Genomic DNA, 23,807 nt, shown 5'->3' with positions numbered 1-23,807 from the left:
TACACAGGCCCCCATTTGGGGGCTAAATAATTAATACCGTAAATATTTACCATCATTTCATTCACAGCTATTCTTAATTTGATTACTTTAAAAACAAGTAATTGAATGCAGAACGAGGCAAAAATGGATTGGTATTTAAACGTATTAAAGAATTACTTTGGTTTTGGTGGCCGCGCACGTCGTAAAGAATACTGGATGTTTGTGCTGGTCAACATCATCTTCACATTCGTGCTGGGTATTCTGGACAGAATGTTTGGCTGGGAGCGAGCCGGTGGAGAAGGCATATTAACGACGATTTACGGGGTTCTGGTCTTTATTCCGTGGTGGGCGGTACAGTTCCGGCGTTTACATGACACCGATCGTTCAGCCTGGTGGCTACTGGTGCTGCTGATCCCGATCGTAGGATGGCTGGTGATCATCATTTTCAACTGTCAAAACGGGACTCAGGGGAGTAACCGCTTCGGGCCCGATCCCAAACAGTTATCCTGACGTAGCATATGTAGATGCCTGATGGCGCTGCGCTTATCAGGCCTACAACATACTCCGTCTTCCAGGCCGGATAAGGTGCTTCGCACCGCATCCGGCGTAACAGTCAGGCTATTTACCCGCAAACAGCTTGGGGATTTCCCGCAGACACCAGGATTTCGCCTCGCCCATGCTGTCACGACGCCAGGCCATAATAATATCTATCTCGCTTGTCGATTCCGGACTAACGACCCGCAGCCGACCAGCCGCAATATCCTCTTCCACCAGCGGGTACGGCATCGTCGCCACGCCAAGTCCTGCCAACAGCGCCTGACGTTTATCTTCTATCGTACTCACCGTCAGACGCGGCTGCTTATCAAGCAGTTGAACCGTCAGCACCGGACGTTCACGGGCGGTATCCGCCACCGCGATCCCACGGTATTTAACGCGGGTGACTTCCGATAACGGTTCCGGCTCCTGATGGATGGGATGATCCGGGGCCGCTACATAGACGTTCATCAGCGAGTACAGCTTGCGCGAGTTGATTTCTGAGGATGAGCGAAAATGCATATCCGGCGCAATCACGATATCCGCCCGCCCCTGCTCAAGACGCTCCCACGCCCCCGCCAGAACTTCGGTAATAACGGAAAGCTGGGTATTGGCCTTCCCGGCAAGCCTGTCGATCAGCGGGAAAAACGCCGCCGTCGGCACCAGCGCTTCGGTAACGATAGTCAGATGCGTTTCCCAACCGCGAGCCAATGCTTCGGCATCGGTAGTCAGTTTATCCGCAGCTTCCAGCAGTACGCGCCCGCGCTCCAGCAACATACGCCCAACGTTAGTGAATTTTGTGCGGTGGCCTGAACGGTCAAACAGCACCACGTCCAGCTCTTCCTCCAGCTTCTGCATGGTATAGCTAAGTGCGGAAGGAACGCGTCCCAGTTCGTCTGCCGCAGCAGCAAAACTACCGCGTCTGTCTATTGCGTCCATGACGCGTAACGCTTCAAGCGTTAAAGCCCTTTCTTTGGCCATCTCGTTCTCATTCAGGAAATTTGAACATACCGGGCAGAATATCTGGCTAACAATGCAGCGTCTAGCCATTTAACATAAAAGGAAGTAAAGAGAGGTCAAGAACTATGATTACTACCCGTACAGCCAAACAATGCGGGCAAGCAGACTACGGCTGGCTGCAGGCCCGTTATACCTTCTCCTTTGGACACTATTTTGATCCTAAACTGCTGGGTTATGCCTCGCTGCGTGTTCTGAACCAGGAAGTTCTGGCACCGGGGGCCTCTTTCCAGCCACGGACCTATCCGAAGGTGGATATCGTCAATCTGATCCTCGAAGGGGAAGCGGAGTACCGAGACAGCGAAGGCAACCATATCAAGGCCAAAGCAGGTGAAGTTTTGCTGCTCGCGACACAGCCCGGGATTAGCTATAGCGAACACAATATCAGCAAAGACAAACCGTTAACCCGGATGCAGCTCTGGCTGGACGCCTGCCCGCAGCGTGAAAACGCCTGTGTACAGAAAGCCATGCTGAGCACCGGTAAGCATCAGTTGCTGGCCTCGCCGGACGGTGAACAAGGCAGCCTGCATCTGCGCCAACAGGTATGGGTACACCACGTTGAGCTGCAGCAAGGTGAATCGTTGAGTTTTCAGTTACATGGGCCACGTGCTTATTTACAGTCGATTCACGGCAGATTCCATGCGGTGACGTCTGGCGCCGAAAAAGAAGCGCTCACCTGTGGCGATGGGGCATTTATTCGTGACGAAACTAACATAACGTTAGTCGCCGATACCCCGCTGCGCGCTTTGCTGATAGATTTGCCCGTATAGTCAGGGAAAACAATGGAGTACGACTATTGAGCAAGAAATCATCAAAAAAACGCCAACCTCAGGTTGAGCCGAAAAAACAGGAAACAGTTACCTTCGGCTATGAAGAAATGTTGACAGAGCTGGAAGCGATTGTGGCCGATGCCGAACTACGGCTGGAAGACGAAGAAGCCGCCTGAACAGGCGGCTTAGACTTATGCCGGGTGGCGGCAATGCCTTACCCGGCCTACAGATTAATGTGCCTTACTGGCCATGATCTCAATAATCTGCTTGTCGGTTTCCTGCATTGAACGACACGCCAGCGCACACAGGTTAGCGATAGATTGCTCCACGTTATGTGCCACAATCCCTTCGTTGCCGGTTACAGCAGTATCATCCAGCGCCATCAGTACCGCTTTCCACGCCGCGGAAGCACTGGTTGAGACTTTCATCGCGCAGCTGTTTGAAGCGCCATCGCATATCATTCCGCTCACGTCACCAATCATGCTGCTGATCGCCATCGCGATGGTGTTGTAGCGACCATCTACGATCCATGCCATCCCCGCAGCTGCCCCCATCGCCGCCGTGGTTGCTGCACACAGTGCAGACAAACGCGGAAGCTGATGATGGATGTAGATAGCGCTCAGATGAGACAACATTAGCGCACGTGCCAGTTTCTCCTCATCCGCGCCAAAGTGCTCGGCCACCACCATCACCGGAACAGTCGCGGTAATGCCCTGATTACCGGAGCCGGAGTTGCTCATGGCCGGCAGCGTCGCCCCGCCCATTCGCGCATCCGACGCCGCACTGGTACGGATCAGAATAGAGGTGGAGAGATCGTTCGCCAGCAGGCCACGCGCACACTGCTTCTCAAGCGTGGTTCCGATGTGCAAGCCCCAGTTACCGCGCAGCCCTTCCTGAGACAGCGCACCGTTCAGTTTTGCCGCATCGAGGATAAAGCGGATCGACTCAAACGGTACCGCATTCACGAACGCCAGAATCTCTTCCAGCGAGGTGTGAGACAGTATCGCCAGCGGCGACTCCTGTTCCTCTTCCTGAGCATTCTGTTCTGTGGTGAACACTACGCCCTTATTGGTCTCGATGTGCACAATGTTGGTATGACCGCCCACAATCGTCACGCACGCCCATCCTTCAGCGCTGTAAACCTTCGCGCGGGAAAAGAGGATGTCCTCGCAAGGCTCCTGCAGCATCACCGCAACCTTGCCAGCGCTCAGCATCGCTTTCGCATCGGCGATCGCTTGTGGCGACGCATCTTTCAGTACCTCTAAACCGGCACGGGCATTTCCCCCCAGCGCACCCAGCGCCGCCGCGACAGGTAACCCGACCATTCCGGTACCCGGCACGGTAACACCCATGCCGTTTTTCATCAGGTTCGGTGAGACCCACGCGTCAATGCGTTCAACCGCGCCGTCCAGCTCAGAGGATGCAACCGCCGCCGCCAGAGCCAGAGAGATAGGTTCTGTACAGCCCAACGCAGGCTTAACTTCTTCCTGCACCGCGCGGATAAAACTATCCCATAATGGATTCAATGTAGTCTCAAACATAACAACAACCTTTGCTCAAATATCTCAGGAAAATGCCAGGAACGGAGAAACGCACAACAGCAGGCCCGTGAAAATAATCAGATACAGGGAAGCGCCTTTGTATTTGTGCAGTGCAGGAACTTTGTAGACCAGCCAGGCCGGGATCAGACAACCCACCATGCCGAAGATAGGGCTACAAATAGAGGTGAAGCTCAGCACCGGCGCGTTGAGCACAATTGCGCTCCAGGCCAGCAGGATGGCAAAAATCATAATGCCGCGCTGAACAAAGGTTTCGTTGATTTTCTCAGCAGGCATATAGCGGCGCAGAATGTTCATCACGATCCCTTGAGTCGCTTCACGGAAACCTAAGTAGACACCGAAGAAAGCGGTCATAACGGCGAATATGTTCAGAATAACGCTGACGATTTTCACCCAGCCAGCACCCGCACCATTGATAAATTGCGCGGCAATAGCCAGAGCGGAAATGTTCTGCTCATAAGCTTTAACCGCTTCGTCGTGGCCCATCGCCAACGTGAAGGAAACAGCGTAGAAAAAGACGGTAACAAACAGAATACCGAACGCGATGTTCATGGCACGCAGGGCTTTATGGCGCGCCACTTCGATGGATTTGTTGCGTGAACGGTATGAGATAACCATCGGGCTTAAGGTCTGAATAAACAGAATCGAGGTCAGCGTAAACGGCAGAGTGATGATCGCATTTTTGATCAGCAGCGCCATCGGCGGCAGTGAACCTGCGTTATGCAGATGCCACATCCCTACCATCGACACGCCAAGCGCTGCCACAACCAGCAGCTTGGTCATTACCATGCCGGTGGAGATTTTAAACAGCATTTGTTCCCCGCGTGACGAGATAGCCACCAGGATGCAAATCAGTACCAAGCCATAGAACGGGCTGTCGGACAGTAAACCTTCCGTCACACCAAACGTGTGCAGATAGGAGGCGCTGTCATTGGTGATGGCGGTGGAATAAACGAACATCCAGATAACCAGCATCACAAAATACAACGCACCTAACAGGATGCCCCAGTTCTTACCCAGATAGCCGCTGATCACGCTCGGGTAGTCTTTACACTCTGGGGACTCAGCCAGCGTGTTGATAAACAGGCGCTGGAACAGGTACATGGCAGGGTAGCCGATGATAGAGGAGAGCAAGAACACCCACAGCCCCATCAATCCTACCTGGACAGGAAGAAAAACAATCCCCGCGCCAATTGCCATACCGATACTCATAATGACCCAGCCGGTGTCCGTGCTGTCGAACTTAATGGCTTCACGCCATTCGCTTTCGGTCATTCCCGCCCGACGTGCCGGAGCAGATGCGTCGAGTATTACGCTACTATTCGTTGCCGTTTCCATAATTTCCCGCTCAATGTGTAGGTAGAGGTTTTTATATTTTTTTCTTACTGCATCAATGCGATACGCAGTACTTAGGTGCAGGTGAGCTATTGGAGTAATGAAGAAATCATACGCGCAGGATCAGAGAAAAACTTCACAAACAAACCCCTGTAATTTCTAAAAGTTAAGAAATATTTTCTCTTTTATATGCATATATAGTATTTAAATTCTATTTTTGAAGCAGATCACAACAAAAAATGCGCGCTAAAGTGCTAATGCTGATCAGTTAACACCTCACCTTCTGCGTTTTTTGTTAAAACAGCAAAACAGATTTAACTGGAAGTCAGAGGGTTGAAGCGATGACCCCGGTCCGGCTGAAAATCGATGAGGCGTTGACGGCTGACCGGGACTGCCCGCAGGGATGCGGGCAGAGGGGACGGCCTGCATGGATGCAGGCTCGGCCCCGACCCGACAGGCAGACGGAATAAGACGAATAGCTCGCGCAGCGACGATTTTCCCGCCGGGAGCCTGGGATGCAAGGGAGGCGGCGGCGCTTACGCCTTATCCGGCCTACAAACGCACCCTTTCATCTCAGGTACAGACCACTTTAATCGCCAGACCACCGCGTGACGTTTCGCGATATTTGTCGTTCATATCTTTGCCCGTTTCATACATGGTCTCGATCACTTTATCGAGCGAAACGCGTGGCTCAGATGTGCGACGTAGCGCCATACGCGCGGCGTTGACGGCTTTTACCGCGTTTATCGCATTACGTTCAATACACGGTATTTGCACCTGTCCAGCAACCGGATCGCAGGTCAGCCCCAGGTTATGCTCCATGGCGATTTCAGCCGCAATACAAACCTGCGACGGGCTACCGCCGAGCAACTCGGTCAGCCCGGCTGCCGCCATTGAACAGGCTACGCCAATTTCACCCTGGCAGCCGACTTCGGCACCAGAAATAGAGGCGTTCATTTTATACAGCGCCCCTATCGCCCCCGCGGCCAGCAAGTAGCGGGCAATGGAGTTTGCATTCACCGGACGGCGGAACTTGTCGTAATAGGCCAATACGGCAGGGATAATTCCACATGCGCCGTTGGTCGGTGCCGTCACAACCCGGCATCCGGCGGCGTTTTCTTCGCTCACGGCCAGCGCGAACATGTTGATCCAGTCGATAACGTTCATCGGGTCGCTGGACAGGTTATCGCTGGAAACCAGCAACCGGCGTAATGCCACGGCGCGGCGCGGGACGTTAAGCGGGCCAGGCAGAACGCCTTCGGTGTTCATGCCGCGCTCAATCCCGGCGTGCATGACATCCCAGATGGCGGCAAAACCAGCATCGATTTCTTCTTTACTGCGCATCGCCAGCTCGTTTTGCATCATCAGGCCGGAAACAGACAGCCCGTTGCGCTCACACAGTTTCAGCAGTTCGCTGGCGGAATGAAAATTGTAGGGCACGTGTGCTTCAACATCATGCGCCTGACCAAATTGCTCCTCTTCAACGATAAAACCACCGCCGACGGAGTAATAGGTTTTGCTTAATAGCGTCTCGGTGCCGTTCCATGCGGTGATACGCATGCCATTTTCATGGCGCGGCAGCGTTTCGGCGTGAAAGAGGATATTTTTGTCTGGGGAGAAATCGACAATATGCGTGCCCTCTGCAACCGGTAAACGTCCGGTACGGGCCACTTCCTGAGTAAAACCAGCGATAGAATCTATATTAACGTTTTGCGGACTGTTACCGGCCAGTCCCATCATGATGGCGACATCTGTCGCATGACCTTTTCCGGTCAGGGAAAGTGATCCATAAAGATCGACCACAATATGCGTAGCCTTGGGGAGTTCCCCGCTGCTGACCAACAGATCGATAAAGCTTTTACCTGCGTTCATTGGCCCCACGGTATGGGAGCTGGAAGGTCCAATGCCAATCTTAAAAATATCGAATGCGCTAATCATATCCACACCCTCGGATTGCCGTTCAGTGAAGACCAGGTTTCACACTCATTAAGGATCGGGGCGATCCTGAGATCGCCCCGCAAGGGATTACAGCGTGTCGCCACGTACGGCGATGGCTTCAATCTCCAGCTTCACATCCTTTGGTAAGCGGGCGACCTGCACGCAACTGCGCGTGGGGTAGATTGCCTTATGCTCATCAAAGAACTGCTGGTACACCTGATTAATGGTGGCGAAGTCGTTCAGGTCAGAAACGAAAACGGTCGTCTTCACGATATCGCTCACTTTCAAACCTGCGGACTCGACGATCGCTTTCACGTTTTCCAGGCTTTGACGCGCCTGATCGGCCACGTTTTCAGCCACTTCACCGGTCTGTGGACACACCGGGATTTGACCTGACGTCAACACCATGCTGCCCAGATCCACACCCTGTACGTAAGGCCCAATCGCCCCTGGCGCACATTCGGTTGCAATTACTTTTCTCATAGTCCCTCCGGCGTCAGAGCGCCTGGGTGAAAGTACGTGAAATAACATCCTGCTGCTGTTCGCGGGTCAGCGCGTTGAAGCGCACCGCATAACCAGATACGCGGATCGTCAGGTTCGGATAGTTTTCCGGGTGCTCAATGGCATCCATCAACATTTCACGGTTCATAACGTTAACGTTTAGATGCTGACCACCTTCCACATGTGCTTCATGGTGGAAGTAACCGTCCAGCAGACCGACCAGGTTGGTTTTACGCACTCCATCCTCTTTGCCCAGCGCTGCCGGCACAATGGAGAAGGTGTACGAGATACCGTCTTTGGCATAGGTGAACGGCAGTTTGGCAACCGAGGTTAACGACGCCACCGCACCTTTACGATCGCGGCCGTGCATCGGGTTCGCCCCTGGCGCAAACGGCGTACCTGCGCGACGTCCGTCAGGCGTGTTACCGGTTTTCTGTCCGTACACCACGTTGGAGGTAATGGTCAGAATGGACTGCGTCGGCACCGCGTTACGGTAGGTTGGCAACACCTTAATTTTCTTCATAAAGCGTTCGACCAGGTCGCAGGCAATGCTGTCTACGCGCTCGTCGTTGTTGCCGTATTGCGGATAGTCGCCTTCGATTTCGAAATCAACTGCCAGACCATTTTCATCACGAATCGGTTTCACGCGAGCATATTTGATAGCCGACAGAGAATCCGCCGCCACGGACAGACCCGCCATACCACAGGCCATCGTGCGATAGACATCACGATCGTGCAGCGCCATCAGAGAAGCTTCGTAGCTGTACTTGTCGTGCATGTAGTGGATGATGTTCAGCGCGCTGATGTACTGCACGGCCAGCCAGTCCATAAAGTGGTCCAGGCTCTCCATCACCGTGTCGTAGTCCAACACGTCACCCATCAGCGGTGCCGTTTTCGGCCCGACCTGGATTTTCAGCTTCTCATCCACGCCGCCGTTGATTGCATACAGCAACGTTTTGGCGAGGTTGGCACGCGCCCCGAAGAACTGCATTTGCTTGCCGATAACCATCGGGCTGACGCAGCAGGCAATGGCATAGTCATCGCTGTCAAAGTCGGCACGCATCAAATCGTCGTTTTCATACTGCAAAGACGAAGTGATGATAGACACCTGGGCGGCGTACTTTTTGAAGGCTATCGGTAGCTGCTCAGACCACAGCACCGTCAGGTTCGGCTCAGGTGCCGGGCCCATGGTGTGTAGCGTATGCAGGTAGCGGAACGAGTTTTTCGTCACCAGCGTGCGGCCATCCAGTCCCATACCGCCGATAACTTCGGTCGCCCAGATTGGGTCGCCTGAGAACAGGGTGTCGAATTCCGGCGTACGCAGGAAGCGCACCATACGGATCTTCATAATGAAGTGGTCGATCAGCTCCTGCGCCTGCTGCTCGTTTAAAATTCCCGCTTTGAAATCGCGCTCAATGTAGATGTCGAGGAACGATGCGGTACGGCCCAGCGACATAGCGCCACCGTTCTGAGATTTCACCGCAGCCAGGTAAGCAAAGTACACCCACTGCACCGCTTCCTGCGCATTACGCGCCGGACGGGAGATATCGCAGCCGTATTTCGCCGCCATTTCCTGCATTTGCAGCAGGGCGCGACGGTGTTCAGACAGCTCTTCGCGCAGACGAATCGTGGCTTCAAGATTCTGGCCCCACTCCAGGTTCGACTGGAGATCGGCAAACTGCAGTTCACGCTCACGCACCAGATAGCGGATACCGTACAGCGCGACGCGGCGGTAGTCACCGATGATACGGCCACGACCGTAACCATCCGGCAGACCGGTCAGCACGCCGGATTTACGGCAGCGCAGCATATCCGGAGAGTAGGCATCGAATACGCCCTGGTTATGGGTTTTACGCAGTTCAGTAAACTGGTATTCAAAATCAGCATCCATCTCACGACCATAAGCATCAAAAGAGCTTTTGATCATGTTGATGCCGCCAAACGGATGCAGAGCACGCTTGAGCGGCTTATCCGTTTGCAGACCGACGATTTTTTCCAGTTCTTGTTCAATATAACCCGCATCATGCGCGGTTATCGTGGTAGCAATATTGGTATCGAAATCAACCGGCGCGTGCGTCGAGTTTTCAATACGGATGCCCGCCATGACTTTTTCCCACAATGCAGTGGTCGCAGGCGTTGCTTCGGCGAGGAAAGATTCATCCCCTTCATAAGGCGTATAGTTGTGCTGAATAAAATCACGGACATTAATTTCTTCTTTCCAGTCCGTACCTTTAAAGCCATTCCAGGCTTCGGCATACAGCATATCGCTGGTATCGATATTTACCTTCATGAAAAATAATCTCTCTGCTGAAATTTAATTATGCAAATTCTACTGGTGTATTAATTTTGCCTAAGGCAATGGCATCACGCGCAATCATTTTCTCTTCATTTGTGGGAATAACCGCACAAATAACATGAGCATCTTTATTAGAGATAATTCTTTCGCCATGGGAATTTGGCAGGCTATTCATTTCGCTGTCGATATTCACCCCCAAAACGGCGAGATGTTCAATAACCAGACGACGAATTAATACCGAGTTCTCACCAATTCCGCCGGTGAAAATAATCCCATCAAGACGATGCAGCGATGCGGCATGTCCGGCGATATGGCGAGCAATACGATGCACAAACGTTTTAATCGCCAGCTGCGCACGCTCATGTCCTTCGTGCCAGGCTTTTTCTAACGTACGTAAGTCAGAGGACAAACCGGAAATACCCAGTAAACCGGACTCTTTATTCACTACGCGCTCAAGGTCGCTCAGCGTCTGGTTGGTTTCGCTGGCAATCCACGCCATCGCGCCGAAATCGACGTCGCCGCTGCGTGTGCCCATCATCAGCCCTTCCAGCGGCGTCATGCCCATTGAGGTATCAACGCTCTGTCCATTACGTACCGCACAGATTGACGCGCCGTTCCCCAGGTGCGCCACAACCAGACCGGAGTCATCATGTTGCAGCTCGAGAAGCTCATGCGCTCGCTGAGAAACATAGCGGTGCGACGTGCCGTGGAAGCCATAACGACGAACGCCCAACTCCTCAAAATATTTCCATGGTAAACCGTACAGATAGGCTTCTGGGGCCATCGTCTGGTGGAAGCTGGTATCAAATACCGCGACCTGCTGCACGCCTGGGAAAAGGTGCTGAGCAGATTCGATCCCACTCAGGTTCGCATAATTATGTAACGGAGCTAGCGGCGATACCCGACGAATATTATCGATAACTTCGTCAGTAATAATTGCTGATTCGGTAAAGATATTTCCGCCGTGGGCAATGCGGTGGCCAATTAAGGCCACACTGTCCATTAAATTACGTTTCTCTAGTTCAACGGCAATTGCTTTTAATGCGTCTTCGTAGCTGTGGTGAGCCAGCTTAGCTGGCTCTCCCCCATTAATTGCTATGAACGCATTTTCAGAGTTAATACCGTCTGCGATCCCCGCCATTAAAACTTCACAGTTTGCTGCATCCAACACTGAGAATTTAATGGAAGACGAACCACAGTTAATAACCAGTACTACCGGAAACTCATTCATTTCACTACTCCGCTCATCCTGAGCTTAAGGATTAAAACAGTTTGTAGACGATGTTCAGGATGGTCAGCAGACCAATCACGGTAACAAACACGTTATCCAGACGGCCACGGTATTTCGCCAGTGATGGCGCTTTACGGATGGCATACATCGGCAGCAGGCAGAGCAGAGAGGCAATAATCGGCGCGCCCATTGCTTCAATCAGGTCCAGGATGTTCGGGTTGGCGTAAGCCACAACCCAGGTGGATCCCATGATGAAGATCATGCTGATGGTATTAAGTTTGCCGGCAGAAACTTTCGTTTTATCGCCTTTGTAACCAAACTTCAGCACCAGACCGTTCAGACCTTCCAGCGTGCCCAGATAGTGGCCGAAGAAAGATTTGAAGATAGCAACCAGGGCGATGATTGAAGCACCGTACTCCAGAACAGTTGCGAAGGTGGACTTCGTACCGGACAGTGAAGCGAAGTGGTTTGCCAGGTAAGACAGCACAGGAATGTTTTGCGCTTTCGCATCCGCCATGTTTGCCGGAGAGAGCGTGAACAGGCAGCTAAAGGCGAAGAACATTACTACCGCAACCATCAGCATACTGGCGCGGGAGATGATTTTAGAACATTTCTGCTCGGTGAATTCGCGACCGTAATCTTTCTCATACTCTTCGCGTTTAGAGACGACGAAGGAAGAAACGATTGGCGAGAAGTTGAAAGAGAACACCATGATGGAAATACCCAGCCATACGGTAACCAGGATGCCGTCATGGCCAGTCAGGGCGATATTGCTGAGATCAACCTGATCGATAACCGCAGAGTTCCAGTAAGGGATCAGGGACAGAGAGATAAGCACCAGGCTGGCAATGAACGGCCATACCAGGTAGCTCATCACTTTAACCATCAGATCTTTACCAAACCAGATGACGAATGCCATCAGCAGCAGCAGGAACAACGCCACGAAGCCACGGTTCAGCGCGGGCATCTGCAGCTGGTTTTCCCAGAAGGTCATAAAGGTGTTGGTAATGGTGACGCCATAAATCCACAGCAGCGGACAAATCGCAAAGAAGTAGAGGAACGTGATAACCACGCCGCCCGTTTTACCAAAGTGCTCTTCAACCGTTTCTGTGATGTTGCCGGAAGGGTTAGAACCGGAAAGACACAGGCGTGCCAGCGCACGGTGGCAATAGAAAGCGATGGGGTATGCTAACACCAGCATGATCAGAATGGGGATCAGTCCGCCAAAACCTGCGCGGATAGGGAAGAACAGCACCCCAGCGCCGATGGCTGTACCAAATAAACCCAGTGTCCAGGTGGTGTCCGATTTGCGCCAGGACGACTGTTTTGTCTGGCTGGATACAATGCTATCAGTAGTACTCATATCCTATCCTCAACGAAGTATATTAAGCGTCAACTAAACCAGTAATTTGAGATACACGAGAAAGGTCGATATTACCGCCAGAAATAATGCTGACTGTTTTTCTGTTCTGGATATAGCTATCTAATTTCCCGCTTAATAATGCTGCGCATGCCAGCGCGCCGGCACCTTCAGTCACAACTTTATTTCGCTGAATTAATGCCACCATGCTGTTGCGAATTTCATCTTCGCTGACCAGGACAATGTCATCCACCAACTCACGAACAATTTCATACGTTAAAGTACCCGGGCGGGAAACGTCACAACCATCCGCCAGGGTGCCGGTCGTTCGGTGCGTGGTTATTTCTCCAGCGTGGAAAGAAGCCGCCATGCCGTGAACGTTTTCAGACTGTACGCCAATAATTTTAATGGTCGGGTTAATAGATTTAATTGCCACCGCAATACCAGCAATCAGTCCACCACCGCCAATTGGCACAATCACGTTATCGACATCGTACAAGTCTTCCAGAATTTCCAGACCAATAGTGCCCTGACCAGCAATAACTTTTGGGTCATCATAGGGTGGAATAAAGATGCGGCCTTCAGTTTCCACAATCTCGCTAACCTTAGCGATGGTGTCGTTGAAGTTGTCGCCGTGCAGCACAACTTCTGCGGAATAATCGCAGGTTGCCGCTACTTTAGACTTCGGTGCGCCTTTCGGCATCACCACTTTGCCGTCGATTCCGAGCATAGCGCAGGAGAGAGAGACACCTTGCGCATGGTTACCTGCAGAGCAAGCCACCACGCCCTTACATCTTTCAGCTTCGGTTAATGAACTGAGCTTGTTAAAAGCACCACGGATTTTAAATGAACCGGTACGCTGCATGTTTTCAAACTTGAGGAAAATTTCCCCTTTGCAACGTTCACTAAAATAGTTAGAGCGAGGCATTCCCGTTTTATAAATTTTCCCCGCAAGTCTTTTTTTCGCTTCGAGGATATCTTCAATTGCAACTGGGAGATCGTATGTAATGTGCATTAGAACCTCTTACCTGGGTATTAAAGTAAATAGATAGCCGTGACCATTGTCAGATATAGACAAATGGCGTTTATTTCGTGTTAAAACAAATTCAATCTTTAATCAATTTCAATTAATTGCCTTCGTCTCCGACAATTATATGATGAATACTCTTTGGCTAATTCCACCAAAATAGATGCTGCTTTTTTAATTCGATAATTTTTCGACCACACGGCGGCATAACGCGCGACGGGTAAGGTTTCTTCTACCGGGATAGTAATAAACTGGTTTGAGCCAAACGGTGTGGTCATATCGCAGGGAATTACTGTTAAGAAATCAGCATTGAGAACAAGATTATAAATCGTAACGACAGAGTCTGTTTTAACGATGTTTTCACTGCTGATGCCATTATTCTGTAACGTGGTAAGAAGTTCGCTGTAGTACCCCATATTCGTTTGTGGCAACACCCACTGTTCGTTTTTCAACGCGCTCAGCGAGGTGATGCCGGTGCATGTTCGGGACTTGCTGGCAACCAGGATAAAGTCTGACTCAAAGAGCGGCTCAACATGCAGATCGTGCAGTTTCATCTCATCACTCAGCGTACCGATGGCGAAATCCAGCCGTCCGTCACGAATCGCCGGTAAGAAGGAGGAGAGCTGAGCTTCATACATAGAAACCTGCGCTTTCGGGAACACTTCTTTGAATTTTTTAATCATGCCGGACATGATGGTGAAGGCAATCAGTGAAGGAAAGCCAAACGACACATCAACGACCGCATTGCTCGTCATACTGTTCATCTCATCAACCATGTTTTTCATTTCACGGGTAATAGATTCAGACCATGAGAGCATCACCTGACCTGCCTGAGTCAATGTCACACCAGTATTTTTACGTACAACTAACTCAATACCAAAATAAGCCTCAACATCATTGATGATTTTACTGACAGCGGGTTGGGTTAAACCTAATTCTTTTGCAGCTGAGCCGATAGAACCGCTTCTAATGACTTCCTGAAAGACCACTAAGTGCTGTGTTTTAGGGAGTGTAATAGTATTCATATCGACCTGCGTTAATTACTTTGTTGACGGCAGGAAGTGTACCAAATTAAGCGAACAAGGATATGTGCTACCCCTCACAAATCCCCTTGACTTACATTTTGTAAGACTATCGTTAAAATTTAAATCACTTAATAATCATATAGATATGAATTATCGATCTCACTTTATCCTGATTTTAGTCAAAAAAAGATGGGGGGGTAACGATTTTTTATGGCTATAACCCCCCCATTTTTCCCACTATTTTTTAAAACCATGAAAGGCTATATTTCAATCAATTACAGAACAATTATCAGGCAAGATGGCGCTTAAATTTAATAAACAACTTATCAAATTTAATTATATTTTAATGATTATGGCGATTAAATAACGTTATGCATCACATTTTTTCGCCATATTTGTTTGTAAAGAAACATTGCATTTATTAAAATTCAATCTAAAAAACACAAACAATTATCATATGCAACATTATATTAACACTGATTTTGTGCAATTTATTAGCAAGTAATTTTGTGACGGCGATCGATTGCGTTCGATTATTCTCGAGAAAAACGTATCGCACAGTGTTTTGTGTTGGTCGTCACAAAATTAGAAATATCCACCGACACATTCCCCTCAGATAAAAGAAATTCGGTGCATAAATAATAGGGATATAAAAATTAGATAAGAAGGAAATAAGCGCCTGCATCCTCGAAAACCAATCTCAATGCTCGCTGTAAAACCTCTGCCGGATGGCGGTGTAAACACCTTATCCGGCCTACAAAACCAGTCTCTCCCCCAGTAGGCCTGATAAGCGCAGCGCCATCAGGCATGGCAACCTGCCCAGAAAGCAAAAAAACCACCGAGGCGGAGTTTTATTAAAGAGTGAAGCTGACCGATAAGGCGCGTTCTTTTGAGCATAACGTCGTGGACAGTCATTCATCTGGCTTACCCAGAAAGCAAAAACCCCGCCGAAGCGGGGTTTTATAAAGAGTGAAGCTGACCGATAAGCCGGGTTCTGTCGTGGACAGTCATTCATCTAGGCCAGCAATCGCTCACTGGCTCAAGCAGCCTACCCGGGTTCAGTACGGGCCGTACCTTGTGAACCCCTATTTGGCCTTGCTCCGGGTGGAGTTTACCGTGCCACGGACTGTTACCAGCCGCGCGGTGCGCTCTTACCGCACCCTTTCACCCTTACCTGATCCCACTTGCGTGGGCCATCGGCGGTTTGCTCTCTGTTGCACTGGTCGTGGGTTTCCCCCCCAGGCGTTACCTGGCACCCTGCCCTATGGAGCCCGGACTTTCCTCCCCTCCGCCCGTCTCCCCCGAAGAGGACGACGACGAAGCGGCGACTGTCTGGTCAGCTTCGGCGCGCAGTATAGAGGGTTTGCGGGGCAATGTCACCCCGCACTGCGCATTCCTATCGCTAACGTGGCAGCGATGTTTCTTGAGGCGCGATAAATATTATCAAATGCCCCACGGAAGGCCTCTTCCAGCGTGCTGATGCTGGTCAATACGCTAAACACCGCATCGATACCATATTGATGCACTATCTCCACATCGCGCGTCAGGCTGCCGCCAATACCAATAACCGGCTTGTGGTACTTCTTCGCGACATTCGCCACGCCTACCGGCACTTTGCCGTGAATGCTCTGGCTGTCGATCCGCCCTTCGCCGGTCACCACCAGCGTACAGTCGTGAATATGCTCTTCCAGATTGAGCGCCTGGGTCACAATCTCGATACCGCTGCGTAGCTCGGCGCCTAAAAAAGCCATTAATGCCGCGCCCATTCCGCCTGCCGCACCGGAGCCTGGCACATCTTTCACATCAACCCGCAGAGACTTTTTAATAATGTCGGCATAATGAGACAGATTACGGTCCAGTTCGAGAATGCGTTCTTCCGTCGCCCCTTTCTGCGGGCCAAAAATGCGCGAAGCGCCAGAATCGCCGATGAGTGGATTAGTCACATCACAGGCCACGCGAATGGAACAGGTTTTTAAGCGCGGATCCAGACCCGAGATATCGATGGAGTTCAGACTCATCAGGCTTCCACCACCATAGCCAATTTCTGTCCCGTTGGCGTCGCAAAGTTTTGCCCCCAGCGCCTGCACCATACCCGCGCCACCGTCGTTGGTGGCACTGCCGCCGATGCCAATAATGATGCTCTGCGCACCGCTATCCAGCGCCTGTAAAATCAGCTCTCCGGTACCGCGTGACGTAGTGACTAAAGGGTTGCGCTTTTCAGGAGGCACCAACGCCAGACCGCTGGCTGCCGCCATTTCGATAAACGCAGTTTTACCATCTCCAGACATGCCCCAGCAGGCATTCACTTTTTCGCCCAGCGGCCCCGTTACTTGCGCTGAATGTTCACTCCCTTGCGTCGCGGCAATCATGGCTTCAACCGTTCCTTCGCCGCCATCGGCAACCGGAACAGAAACATATTGCGCATCGGGGAAAATTTCCCGAAATCCTTTTTCTATTGCCTGAGCTACCTCGGTGGCAGAAAGGCTTTCTTTATAAGAGTCTGGGGCAATTACGATTTTCATAGTTATGTAGCCTGACTGTGCCGCGCAAGGCAAGAAATACAGGGCGCACATCCGCGCCCTTCTTGTTAGCGAGTGACTTCCACTTTCGCCAGTTTTTCGTAGTAGCATGCGAGCGCACTGTGATCGGCAGTACCCAATCCATCTGCGCGTAGCGCCTGCATCATCTCCATGACTGCTGCAGTCAGCGGCAACTGAGCGCCAACGCCATGAGAGGTATCCAGCGCGTTCGCCAGGTCTTTGATATGCAGGTCAATACGGAAACCTGGTTTAAAGTTGCGATCCATCACCATCGGCGCTTTCGCATCCAGCACGGTGCTGCCTGCCAGCCCGCCACGGATCGCCTGATACACCAGATCCGGATTCACACCCGCTTTGGTCGCCAGCGTCAGCGCTTCAGACATCGCGGCAATGTTCAGCGCCACAATCACCTGATTCGCCAGCTTGGTGACGTTACCCGCGCCAATTTCACCGGTATGTACCACGGAGCCTGCCATCGCTTTCAGCAGATCGTAGTACTTGTCGAAAATCGCTTTATCGCCGCCGACCATCACCGACAACGTGCCGTCAATCGCTTTTGGCTCGCCGCCGCTGACCGGCGCATCCAGCATATCCACGCCTTTCGCTTTCAGCGCATCGCTAATTTCACGGCTGGCTAACGGCGCGATGGAGCTCATGTCGATAAGCACTGTGCCCGGTTTCGCCCCTTCAATAATGCCGCCTTCACCCAGTGCTACTTCCTTAACATGCGGAGAGTTCGGCAGCATGGTGATGATCACATCACACTGCTCAGCGATATCTTTCGCCGTGGCGGCAGTTTCAGCGCCTGCGGCAATCACTTCCGCAATGGATTCCGGGTTACGGTCAGCAACCACCAGCGAGTAACCTGCCTTGAGGAGGTTTTTACTCATTGGTTTACCCATAATACCGAGGCCAATAAAACCAACTTTCATTGTCATGTCTTTATCTCTCTCTACTGTCGATGGTGGTTATTTCTTAAAAGAATCAGCCAGTTTCTGCGTGGCTGAACGGAACACGCCAAGGTCGCTGCCAACGGCAACAAACGTCGCGCCCCACTCCAGATAACGACGCGCATCCGCCTCTACCGGGGCCAGAATGCCGCTTGGTTTGCCGTGTGCTTTCGCGCGGGCAAAAATGTGCTGGATAGCTTTCTGCACATCAGGATGTGACGCATTGCCGAGGTGACCTAGCGCCGCAGCCAGATCGCTTGGTCCGACGAAGACACCGTCAACGCCTTCTGTCGCCGCGATTGCGTCAACGTTATCAACGCCCTGCTGACTTTCGATCTGCACGATGATGGTGATGTTCTTATTCGACTGCGCAAAGTAGTCCGGTACGGTGCCAAACATATTGGCGCGATGGGATACGGACACGCCGCGAATACCTTCCGGCGGATAGCGGGTCGACGCCACAGCGTTAACCGCTTCTTCTTCCGTCTCAACGAACGGGATCAGGAAGTTGTAAAACCCGATATCCAGCAGGCGCTTGATAATCACCGGTTCGTTGGTTGGTACACGCACTACCGCCGCGCTGTCGCTGCCTTTCAGCGCCATCAATTGCGGAATAAACGTCGAGATATCATTCGGCGCATGTTCGCCATCCAGTACCAGCCAGTCAAAACCTGCCAGACCTAAAACTTCGGTACTGATTGGGCTGGCCAATGCAGACCAGCAGCCAATCTGAATTTGTTGCGCCGCAAGGGCCGCTTTAAACTTATTCGGGAAAATCGTGTTATTCATCGCCTATACCTTTGTTTATTTCTGCAATTCCATACGTTTAATGTCACCGACAATAAACAGGTAGCAAACCATTGCCATCAGTGCCGAGCACCCTACAAACATCAGCGCAGCATTAAATGAGTGCAGCTCGCTCACCAGATACCCAATCACCAGCGGGGTGACGATGGAAGCCACGTTGCCAAATACGTTAAATACCCCACCGCACAGACCGACAATCTCTTTCGGCGCGGTATCGGAAATCACCGGCCAACCCAGCGCGCCGAAACCTTTACCGAAGAACGCCAGCGCCATCAGCGCCACCACAAGAGCGGTATTATCGGTGTAGTTACACAGAATAATGGTCGATGCGAGCAACATGCCGAGCACTATCGGCAGCTTACGCGCCAGGGTAATGCTGAAACCACGTTTAATCAGATAATCAGAGAACACGCCGCCGAGCACGCCACCGAAAAACCCGCACAGTGCCGGAATCGAAGCCACCAGGCCCACTTTCAGAATCGACATACCTTTTTCCTGAACCAGGTAAATCGGGAACCAGGTGAGAAAAAACCAGGTAATTGTGTTGATAAAATACTGGCCAAAGAACACACCAAGCATCATACGATTTGTCAGCAACTGCTTGATATAATGCAGTTTAGGACCACCTGACTTCACATCGCCCGGTTTTTTATGGTCCATATCCACGACCGCGCCGTTTTCAGAGATAAACTTCAACTCTTCTTGCGACATGCGCGGGTGATCGGTTGGGTTATGAATAAACTTTACCCACAGTCCGGTAAGCACAAAACCAATCACGCCCATCACGGTAAAGACGTGCTCCCAGCCCCAGGCGAAGGTCAGCCAGCCGAGCAGCGGGGAAAACAGCGCCAGGGAGAAATACTGTGCGGAGTTAAAAATCGCGGATGCCGTGCCGCGCTCTTTCGTTGGGAACCAGGCTGCCACGATACGGGCATTAGCCGGGAAGGATGGCGCTTCCGAGAAGCCCAGCATAAAGCGCATGATGAACATTGAAATACCCGCCCAGGCCAGCGGGAACATGTCCACAAAGCCCTGCAGGAAGGTAAACAGTGACCAGAAGAACAAACTGTAGGTGTAGACTTTCTTCGAGCCGAATTTATCCAGCAGCCAGCCGCCGGGGATTTGCATCAACAGGTAAGCCCAGCCGAAGGCGGAGAAAATGTAACCCATTGAGATGGCGCTGAGATGTAACTCTTTCGCCACTTCAGTTCCGGCAATAGACAGCGTCGCACGGTCCGCATAGTTAACGGCTGTAACAATAAATATTATCAGCAATATTAAATAACGGGTGTGCGTACCTTTCTTTTTCTCGACAACTGTATCCAATATCATTCTATTTACCTCGGGCACATAAAAGGTTTTTATTATTATTTTGTGGGTATTTCTCGTGATAAATTACCGATAATAAAAATAGATAATAATTTATCAGACGTTATGAAACCGTGATTTAGTATAATCATCAGCACAACGTTAATCATTGTGCAAGCGCTCATTAAATACACGTTATTAAATTAATGTTTTGGGCATATGCACACAAGCATGGGCGCTAATGCACACATTTACGTATTGCTACCACTGGTGACGCGGCCTTGCTGAGTTTAAGTGATCATCGTCACATTCTTCACGTTAAACTCCTGACATTCTTATTTCACGATACCGAATCTTTATTACTTACAATTAGATTCAAAATATAAATATCCACACTATTATCACCACCTTGTTGGAGAATACTGGACAATGGCCGACATCGAAATCAGACAAGAATCGCCAACGGCGTTTTATATTAAAGTTCACGAAACAGATAATGTGGCGATAATTGTCAATGACAATGGTCTGAAAGCCGGAACGCGTTTTCCGGACGGACTGGAACTCATTGAACATATTCCCCAGGGTCATAAAGTGGCGCTATTGGATATTCCTGTTCATGGCGAAATCGTGCGTTATGGCGAAGTGATAGGCTATGCCGTTCGCGATATCCCACGCGGCAGCTGGATTGATGAATCAATGGTTGAGCTGCCCAAAGCCCCGCCGCTGGAGACGCTGCCGCTGGCAACTAAAGTACCAGAGCCGCTGCCGCCTCTTGAGGGTTATACCTTTGAAGGTTACCGCAATGCTGACGGTAGCGTAGGTACCAAAAATCTACTCGGTATCTCCACCAGCGTGCACTGCGTAGCGGGCGTGGTGGACTATGTGGTGAAAATCATTGAGCGCGATCTGCTGCCTAAATACCCGAACGTCGACGGTGTGGTGGGGCTCAATCATCTGTACGGCTGCGGCGTGGCGATCAATGCTCCAGCCGCCATCGTGCCGATTCGCACCATTCACAATATTGCGCTTAACCCAAATTTTGGCGGTGAAGTGATGGTCATCGGCCTCGGTTGCGAAAAACTGCAGCCTGAGCGGCTGCTGGAAGGCACGCACGATGTGAAAAGTATTCCGGTCGACAGCGCCAGTATCGTCAGCCTGCAGGATGAAAAGCACGTCGGCTTTCAATCGATGGTCACCGATATTCTGCAGGTGGCCGAACGTCATCTGGCAAAACTCAATCAGCGCCAACGTGAAACCTGCCCGGCTTCAGAACTGGTGGTCGGCATGCAGTGCGGCGGTAGCGATGCGTTCTCCGGCGTGACGGCCAACCCGGCGGTGGGTTATGCCTCCGACCTGTTAGTACGCTGCGGCGCGACCGTAATGTTCTCTGAAGTAACCGAAGTGCGCGATGCCATCCACCTTCTGACCCCACGTGCGATTAACGAAGAAGTAGGTAAACGCCTGCTCGAAGAGATGGCCTGGTACGATAACTACCTTGATATGGGCAAAACGGATCGCAGCGCTAACCCTTCTCCGGGCAACAAGAAAGGCGGTCTAGCAAACGTGGTGGAAAAGGCGCTGGGTTCGATTGCCAAGTCTGGCAAGAGCGCGATTGTCGAAGTATTGTCGCCGGGTCAGCGTCCAACCAAACGTGGCCTGATTTACGCTGCAACCCCCGCCAGTGATTTTGTTTGCGGTACACAACAGGTCGCTTCCGGGATCACCGTGCAGGTGTTCACTACCGGTCGCGGTACGCCATATGGCCTGATGGCCGTGCCGGTGATTAAAATGGCGACACGCACCGAGCTGGCCAACCGTTGGTTTGACCTGATGGACATTAACGCGGGCACCATCGCCACCGGAGAAGAAACCATTGAAGATGTGGGTCTGAAACTGTTCGAATTTATTCTCGACGTCGCCAGCGGGCGTAAGAAAACCTTCTCGGATCAGTGGGGACTGCATAATCAGCTGGCAGTGTTTAACCCGGCGCCAGTGACCTGATTATCGAAACGAAAGCCAACGAAAAAACGGGGATTTATCCCCGTTTGTTATGTCTATGTAACAACAAATAAAGTGATAACGTTCGCATTTTAAGAGGTTTTTTCAAACATCTGTTTTTTTCGATTCAAACCTACAAAATGAACCTAACAATATGAAATTAAACGAAATAATGTCACCATTGTTTTATGTTATATTTTCGTTTTGATAAAAGAGAAACCTACCGAAAGACGACCTTGTTTTAATGCGATAATCCCCTATTTTTTACCGCTTTGACTTTCTCCGATGTAAAACAGATTATTCATAGGCTCCTGTAATTTACCTCATAAGCATTCTGACCTGAATAAAGAGGGAAGTTATGTATACCCTGAATAAAAATAATGTCGCATTGGCCTGTCTTATTTCCTGTTTACTGGCAACTCCTGTCGTCGCGAGTGCTGAAGGCCAATCGGACGCAAAGCCTGTTAAATTACGCTACACGTTATGGGACCGTAATCAACTCCCTGGCGAACAACAGCTCGTTAATGAATTCGAAAAAAACAACCCTGGCATCAAAGTCGAAATTGAATTAACACCTTATGACCAATATTTTATCAAGCTAAGTTCAGCAGTCGGCGGAAATGTAGCACCGGATGTATTCTGGATGAATATGCCTAATTTCCAGCAATATGTTAAAAATGGCATGCTGGAACCACTGAGTAATTATCTGAAAGAGAAATCAGCGCCGAAACTGGATGATTTTGTTAAAAGTTCAGTCGATGCCTATCAATACCAGTCGCAGCAATATGCCATCCCAAGGGATATTGATGCAATTGCCGTCTGGTACAACAAAAAAATGTTCGATCAGGCTGGCGTGAGCTATCCCGATAAAAACTGGACATGGGACGATTTAAAACAAAAATCAGTGCAGTTGCGTAAAGGGCTGGATAAACAGTCTTATCCACTGGCAATGGAATTCAGCAGCGGACAGGACAGTTATTTTAACCTGCTATTACAGGCTGGCGATAAGATTGTCCTGCCTGAGGGCAAAACGGATGTTGCCAATGACAAAGCCATCGCCGTCTATCGCGATGTTCAAGGCATGCTGAACGCGGGACTAATCCAACCGCCAGGCGAGATGGAAGCCTCGGATGTCTTCCAGTCCAACCGAGTGGCCATGGTCTACGCAGGCTCATGGTGGGCATTACCCTTCTCTCAAAATGAGCTGATTAAGGATCACATCGGCGTGGTACCAATGCCTAAAATGGCAGAGCGGGCAGGTGTATCCCATAGCCTGGCATTTGCCATGTCAGCAAAAAGCCAGCATAAAGATGCGGCGTGGAAGTTCATTGAGTTCATGAGTTCTGAGCATGCGCAGCAGACACTGGCTACGGGAAAAGTCGTGATCCCCGCCAACCAAAAAGTGGCCAAAGAGTGGGCTGAAGGCTTTAAGGGTATTGATGTTTCAGCCTATATCGATTCATTGGCTTTCTCACATAAATATCCAACCGCAGGCTCCAATACCGCCAAGTGGAATAGCATCCTGAATGATGGCTTGAAAAAAGTCTGGACGGGTACTGACCCAGAAAAAGTCATGCCTGGTGTTGCAAAACGCGTTGAACGAGAAATGCAGAAATAATCCTGAGGGAGCCA

At 50.8% G+C, this 23,807-nt stretch carries 19 protein-coding genes and 1 other RNA gene; 5 read left to right on the top strand and 15 right to left on the bottom strand.

Annotated features, from left to right (window positions below; all coding sequences use genetic code 11):
• The first annotated feature begins 123 nt into the window (after positions 1 to 123).
• Positions 124 to 489 (top strand): DUF805 domain-containing protein, encoded by a 366-nt coding sequence (locus tag OGY68_RS12495; protein ID WP_008785879.1) that lies wholly within the window; start codon positions 124 to 126, stop codon positions 487 to 489.
• Between the two features lie 108 nt (positions 490 to 597).
• On the opposite strand, the gene yhaJ is transcribed toward OGY68_RS12495, so the two are convergent.
• Entirely contained in the window at positions 598 to 1,494 is an 897-nt protein-coding gene (yhaJ, locus tag OGY68_RS12490; protein WP_003024855.1) for a DNA-binding transcriptional regulator YhaJ, read from the bottom strand.
• A 104-nt stretch (positions 1,495 to 1,598) separates the two neighbouring features.
• Here yhaJ and OGY68_RS12485 point away from each other — a divergent pair, with 104 nt between their 5' ends.
• Positions 1,599 to 2,300 carry a pirin family protein gene (locus OGY68_RS12485; RefSeq protein WP_057067547.1) on the top strand — a complete coding sequence of 234 codons (702 nt, stop codon included), beginning with the start codon at positions 1,599 to 1,601 and terminating at the stop codon, positions 2,298 to 2,300.
• A 26-nt stretch (positions 2,301 to 2,326) separates the two neighbouring features.
• Positions 2,327 to 2,476 carry a protein YhaL gene (locus OGY68_RS12480; protein WP_003828578.1) on the top strand — a complete coding sequence of 50 codons (150 nt, stop codon included), beginning with the start codon at positions 2,327 to 2,329 and terminating at the stop codon, positions 2,474 to 2,476.
• 54 nt (positions 2,477 to 2,530) lie between these two features.
• Here the strand turns inward: OGY68_RS12480 and OGY68_RS12475 are convergent, their stop codons facing one another.
• From OGY68_RS12475 to garP, 14 genes are all read right to left on the bottom strand, one after another.
• A complete protein-coding gene (locus OGY68_RS12475) occupies positions 2,531 to 3,841 on the bottom strand; it encodes an L-cysteine desulfidase family protein (RefSeq protein ID WP_057067548.1) in 1,311 nt (436 codons plus the stop codon).
• Between the two features lie 24 nt (positions 3,842 to 3,865).
• On the bottom strand, positions 3,866 to 5,197 hold the full coding sequence (locus OGY68_RS12470) for an SLC5/6 family protein (RefSeq protein WP_020996346.1): 1,332 nt from the start codon (positions 5,195 to 5,197) through the stop codon (positions 3,866 to 3,868).
• Positions 5,198 to 5,767: 570 nt separating this feature from the next.
• Positions 5,768 to 7,132 (bottom strand): L-serine ammonia-lyase, encoded by a 1,365-nt coding sequence (gene tdcG, locus OGY68_RS12465; protein WP_008785882.1) that lies wholly within the window; start codon positions 7,130 to 7,132, stop codon positions 5,768 to 5,770.
• An 87-nt stretch (positions 7,133 to 7,219) separates the two neighbouring features.
• The gene (locus OGY68_RS12460) at positions 7,220 to 7,615 is read right to left on the bottom strand and encodes an enamine/imine deaminase (RefSeq protein WP_003828585.1); all 396 of its coding nucleotides are present in this window, start codon (positions 7,613 to 7,615) and stop codon (positions 7,220 to 7,222) included.
• A 13-nt stretch (positions 7,616 to 7,628) separates the two neighbouring features.
• Positions 7,629 to 9,923, bottom strand: a complete 2,295-nt coding sequence (gene pflB, locus OGY68_RS12455) for a formate C-acetyltransferase (RefSeq protein WP_057067549.1) — start codon at positions 9,921 to 9,923, stop codon at positions 7,629 to 7,631.
• Between the two features lie 28 nt (positions 9,924 to 9,951).
• Complete coding sequence (tdcD, locus tag OGY68_RS12450) at positions 9,952 to 11,160, bottom strand: propionate kinase (protein WP_057067550.1); 1,209 nt, start codon at positions 11,158 to 11,160, stop codon at positions 9,952 to 9,954.
• A gap of 31 nt (positions 11,161 to 11,191) precedes the next feature.
• Positions 11,192 to 12,523 carry a threonine/serine transporter TdcC gene (tdcC, locus tag OGY68_RS12445; protein WP_057067551.1) on the bottom strand — a complete coding sequence of 444 codons (1,332 nt, stop codon included), beginning with the start codon at positions 12,521 to 12,523 and terminating at the stop codon, positions 11,192 to 11,194.
• A 22-nt stretch (positions 12,524 to 12,545) separates the two neighbouring features.
• Positions 12,546 to 13,535, bottom strand: a complete 990-nt coding sequence (tdcB, locus tag OGY68_RS12440; protein WP_003828594.1) for a bifunctional threonine ammonia-lyase/L-serine ammonia-lyase TdcB — start codon at positions 13,533 to 13,535, stop codon at positions 12,546 to 12,548.
• Between the two features lie 98 nt (positions 13,536 to 13,633).
• Positions 13,634 to 14,572: a transcriptional regulator TdcA gene (tdcA, locus tag OGY68_RS12435; protein WP_003828596.1), complete on the bottom strand. Its 939-nt coding sequence runs from the start codon at positions 14,570 to 14,572 to the stop codon at positions 13,634 to 13,636.
• A 967-nt stretch (positions 14,573 to 15,539) separates the two neighbouring features.
• An RNA gene (gene rnpB, locus OGY68_RS12430) (RNase P RNA component class A) lies at positions 15,540 to 15,916 on the bottom strand.
• A 32-nt stretch (positions 15,917 to 15,948) separates the two neighbouring features.
• A complete protein-coding gene (gene garK, locus OGY68_RS12425) occupies positions 15,949 to 17,094 on the bottom strand; it encodes a glycerate 2-kinase (RefSeq protein ID WP_032941740.1) in 1,146 nt (381 codons plus the stop codon).
• Positions 17,095 to 17,159: 65 nt separating this feature from the next.
• Positions 17,160 to 18,050 carry a 2-hydroxy-3-oxopropionate reductase gene (gene garR / locus OGY68_RS12420; RefSeq protein ID WP_003828600.1) on the bottom strand — a complete coding sequence of 297 codons (891 nt, stop codon included), beginning with the start codon at positions 18,048 to 18,050 and terminating at the stop codon, positions 17,160 to 17,162.
• 30 nt (positions 18,051 to 18,080) lie between these two features.
• Positions 18,081 to 18,851 (bottom strand): 2-dehydro-3-deoxyglucarate aldolase, encoded by a 771-nt coding sequence (gene garL, locus OGY68_RS12415; RefSeq protein ID WP_008785889.1) that lies wholly within the window; start codon positions 18,849 to 18,851, stop codon positions 18,081 to 18,083.
• 15 nt (positions 18,852 to 18,866) lie between these two features.
• Positions 18,867 to 20,201 (bottom strand): galactarate/glucarate/glycerate transporter GarP, encoded by a 1,335-nt coding sequence (gene garP, locus OGY68_RS12410; RefSeq protein WP_008785890.1) that lies wholly within the window; start codon positions 20,199 to 20,201, stop codon positions 18,867 to 18,869.
• 405 nt (positions 20,202 to 20,606) lie between these two features.
• On the opposite strand from garP, the gene garD reads away from it, so the two are divergent.
• Entirely contained in the window at positions 20,607 to 22,178 is a 1,572-nt protein-coding gene (gene garD, locus OGY68_RS12405) for a galactarate dehydratase (RefSeq protein WP_057067637.1), read from the top strand.
• A gap of 355 nt (positions 22,179 to 22,533) precedes the next feature.
• A complete protein-coding gene (locus OGY68_RS12400) occupies positions 22,534 to 23,793 on the top strand; it encodes an ABC transporter substrate-binding protein (protein ID WP_057067636.1) in 1,260 nt (419 codons plus the stop codon).
• Positions 23,794 to 23,807: the final 14 nt, after the last annotated feature.

The sequence above is a fragment of the Citrobacter sp. Cpo065 genome, from assembly GCF_030332805.1.
Classification (GTDB): domain Bacteria; phylum Pseudomonadota; class Gammaproteobacteria; order Enterobacterales; family Enterobacteriaceae; genus Citrobacter; species Citrobacter portucalensis.
This window is presented reverse-complemented; position numbering and strand designations above follow the sequence as displayed.

What these genes read in the sequence shown, in the direction of transcription:
- garD (WP_057067637.1), top strand. Translation starts at nt 20,607, where the DNA reads ATGGCCGACATCGAAATCAGACAAGAATCGCCAACGGCGTTTTATATT.
- tdcG (WP_008785882.1), bottom strand. Translation starts at nt 7,132, where the DNA reads ATGATTAGCGCATTCGATATTTTTAAGATTGGCATTGGACCTTCCAGC.
- tdcC (WP_057067551.1), bottom strand. Translation starts at nt 12,523, where the DNA reads ATGAGTACTACTGATAGCATTGTATCCAGCCAGACAAAACAGTCGTCC.
- pflB (WP_057067549.1), bottom strand. Translation starts at nt 9,923, where the DNA reads ATGAAGGTAAATATCGATACCAGCGATATGCTGTATGCCGAAGCCTGG.
- yhaJ (WP_003024855.1), bottom strand. Translation starts at nt 1,494, where the DNA reads ATGGCCAAAGAAAGGGCTTTAACGCTTGAAGCGTTACGCGTCATGGAC.
- OGY68_RS12460 (WP_003828585.1), bottom strand. Translation starts at nt 7,615, where the DNA reads ATGAGAAAAGTAATTGCAACCGAATGTGCGCCAGGGGCGATTGGGCCT.
- tdcB (WP_003828594.1), bottom strand. Translation starts at nt 13,535, where the DNA reads ATGCACATTACATACGATCTCCCAGTTGCAATTGAAGATATCCTCGAA.
- garR (WP_003828600.1), bottom strand. Translation starts at nt 18,050, where the DNA reads ATGACAATGAAAGTTGGTTTTATTGGCCTCGGTATTATGGGTAAACCA.
- tdcD (WP_057067550.1), bottom strand. Translation starts at nt 11,160, where the DNA reads ATGAATGAGTTTCCGGTAGTACTGGTTATTAACTGTGGTTCGTCTTCC.
- garP (WP_008785890.1), bottom strand. Translation starts at nt 20,201, where the DNA reads ATGATATTGGATACAGTTGTCGAGAAAAAGAAAGGTACGCACACCCGT.
- OGY68_RS12400 (WP_057067636.1), top strand. Translation starts at nt 22,534, where the DNA reads ATGTATACCCTGAATAAAAATAATGTCGCATTGGCCTGTCTTATTTCC.
- OGY68_RS12485 (WP_057067547.1), top strand. Translation starts at nt 1,599, where the DNA reads ATGATTACTACCCGTACAGCCAAACAATGCGGGCAAGCAGACTACGGC.
- tdcA (WP_003828596.1), bottom strand. Translation starts at nt 14,572, where the DNA reads ATGAATACTATTACACTCCCTAAAACACAGCACTTAGTGGTCTTTCAG.
- OGY68_RS12495 (WP_008785879.1), top strand. Translation starts at nt 124, where the DNA reads ATGGATTGGTATTTAAACGTATTAAAGAATTACTTTGGTTTTGGTGGC.
- garK (WP_032941740.1), bottom strand. Translation starts at nt 17,094, where the DNA reads ATGAAAATCGTAATTGCCCCAGACTCTTATAAAGAAAGCCTTTCTGCC.
- garL (WP_008785889.1), bottom strand. Translation starts at nt 18,851, where the DNA reads ATGAATAACACGATTTTCCCGAATAAGTTTAAAGCGGCCCTTGCGGCG.
- OGY68_RS12475 (WP_057067548.1), bottom strand. Translation starts at nt 3,841, where the DNA reads ATGTTTGAGACTACATTGAATCCATTATGGGATAGTTTTATCCGCGCG.
- OGY68_RS12470 (WP_020996346.1), bottom strand. Translation starts at nt 5,197, where the DNA reads ATGGAAACGGCAACGAATAGTAGCGTAATACTCGACGCATCTGCTCCG.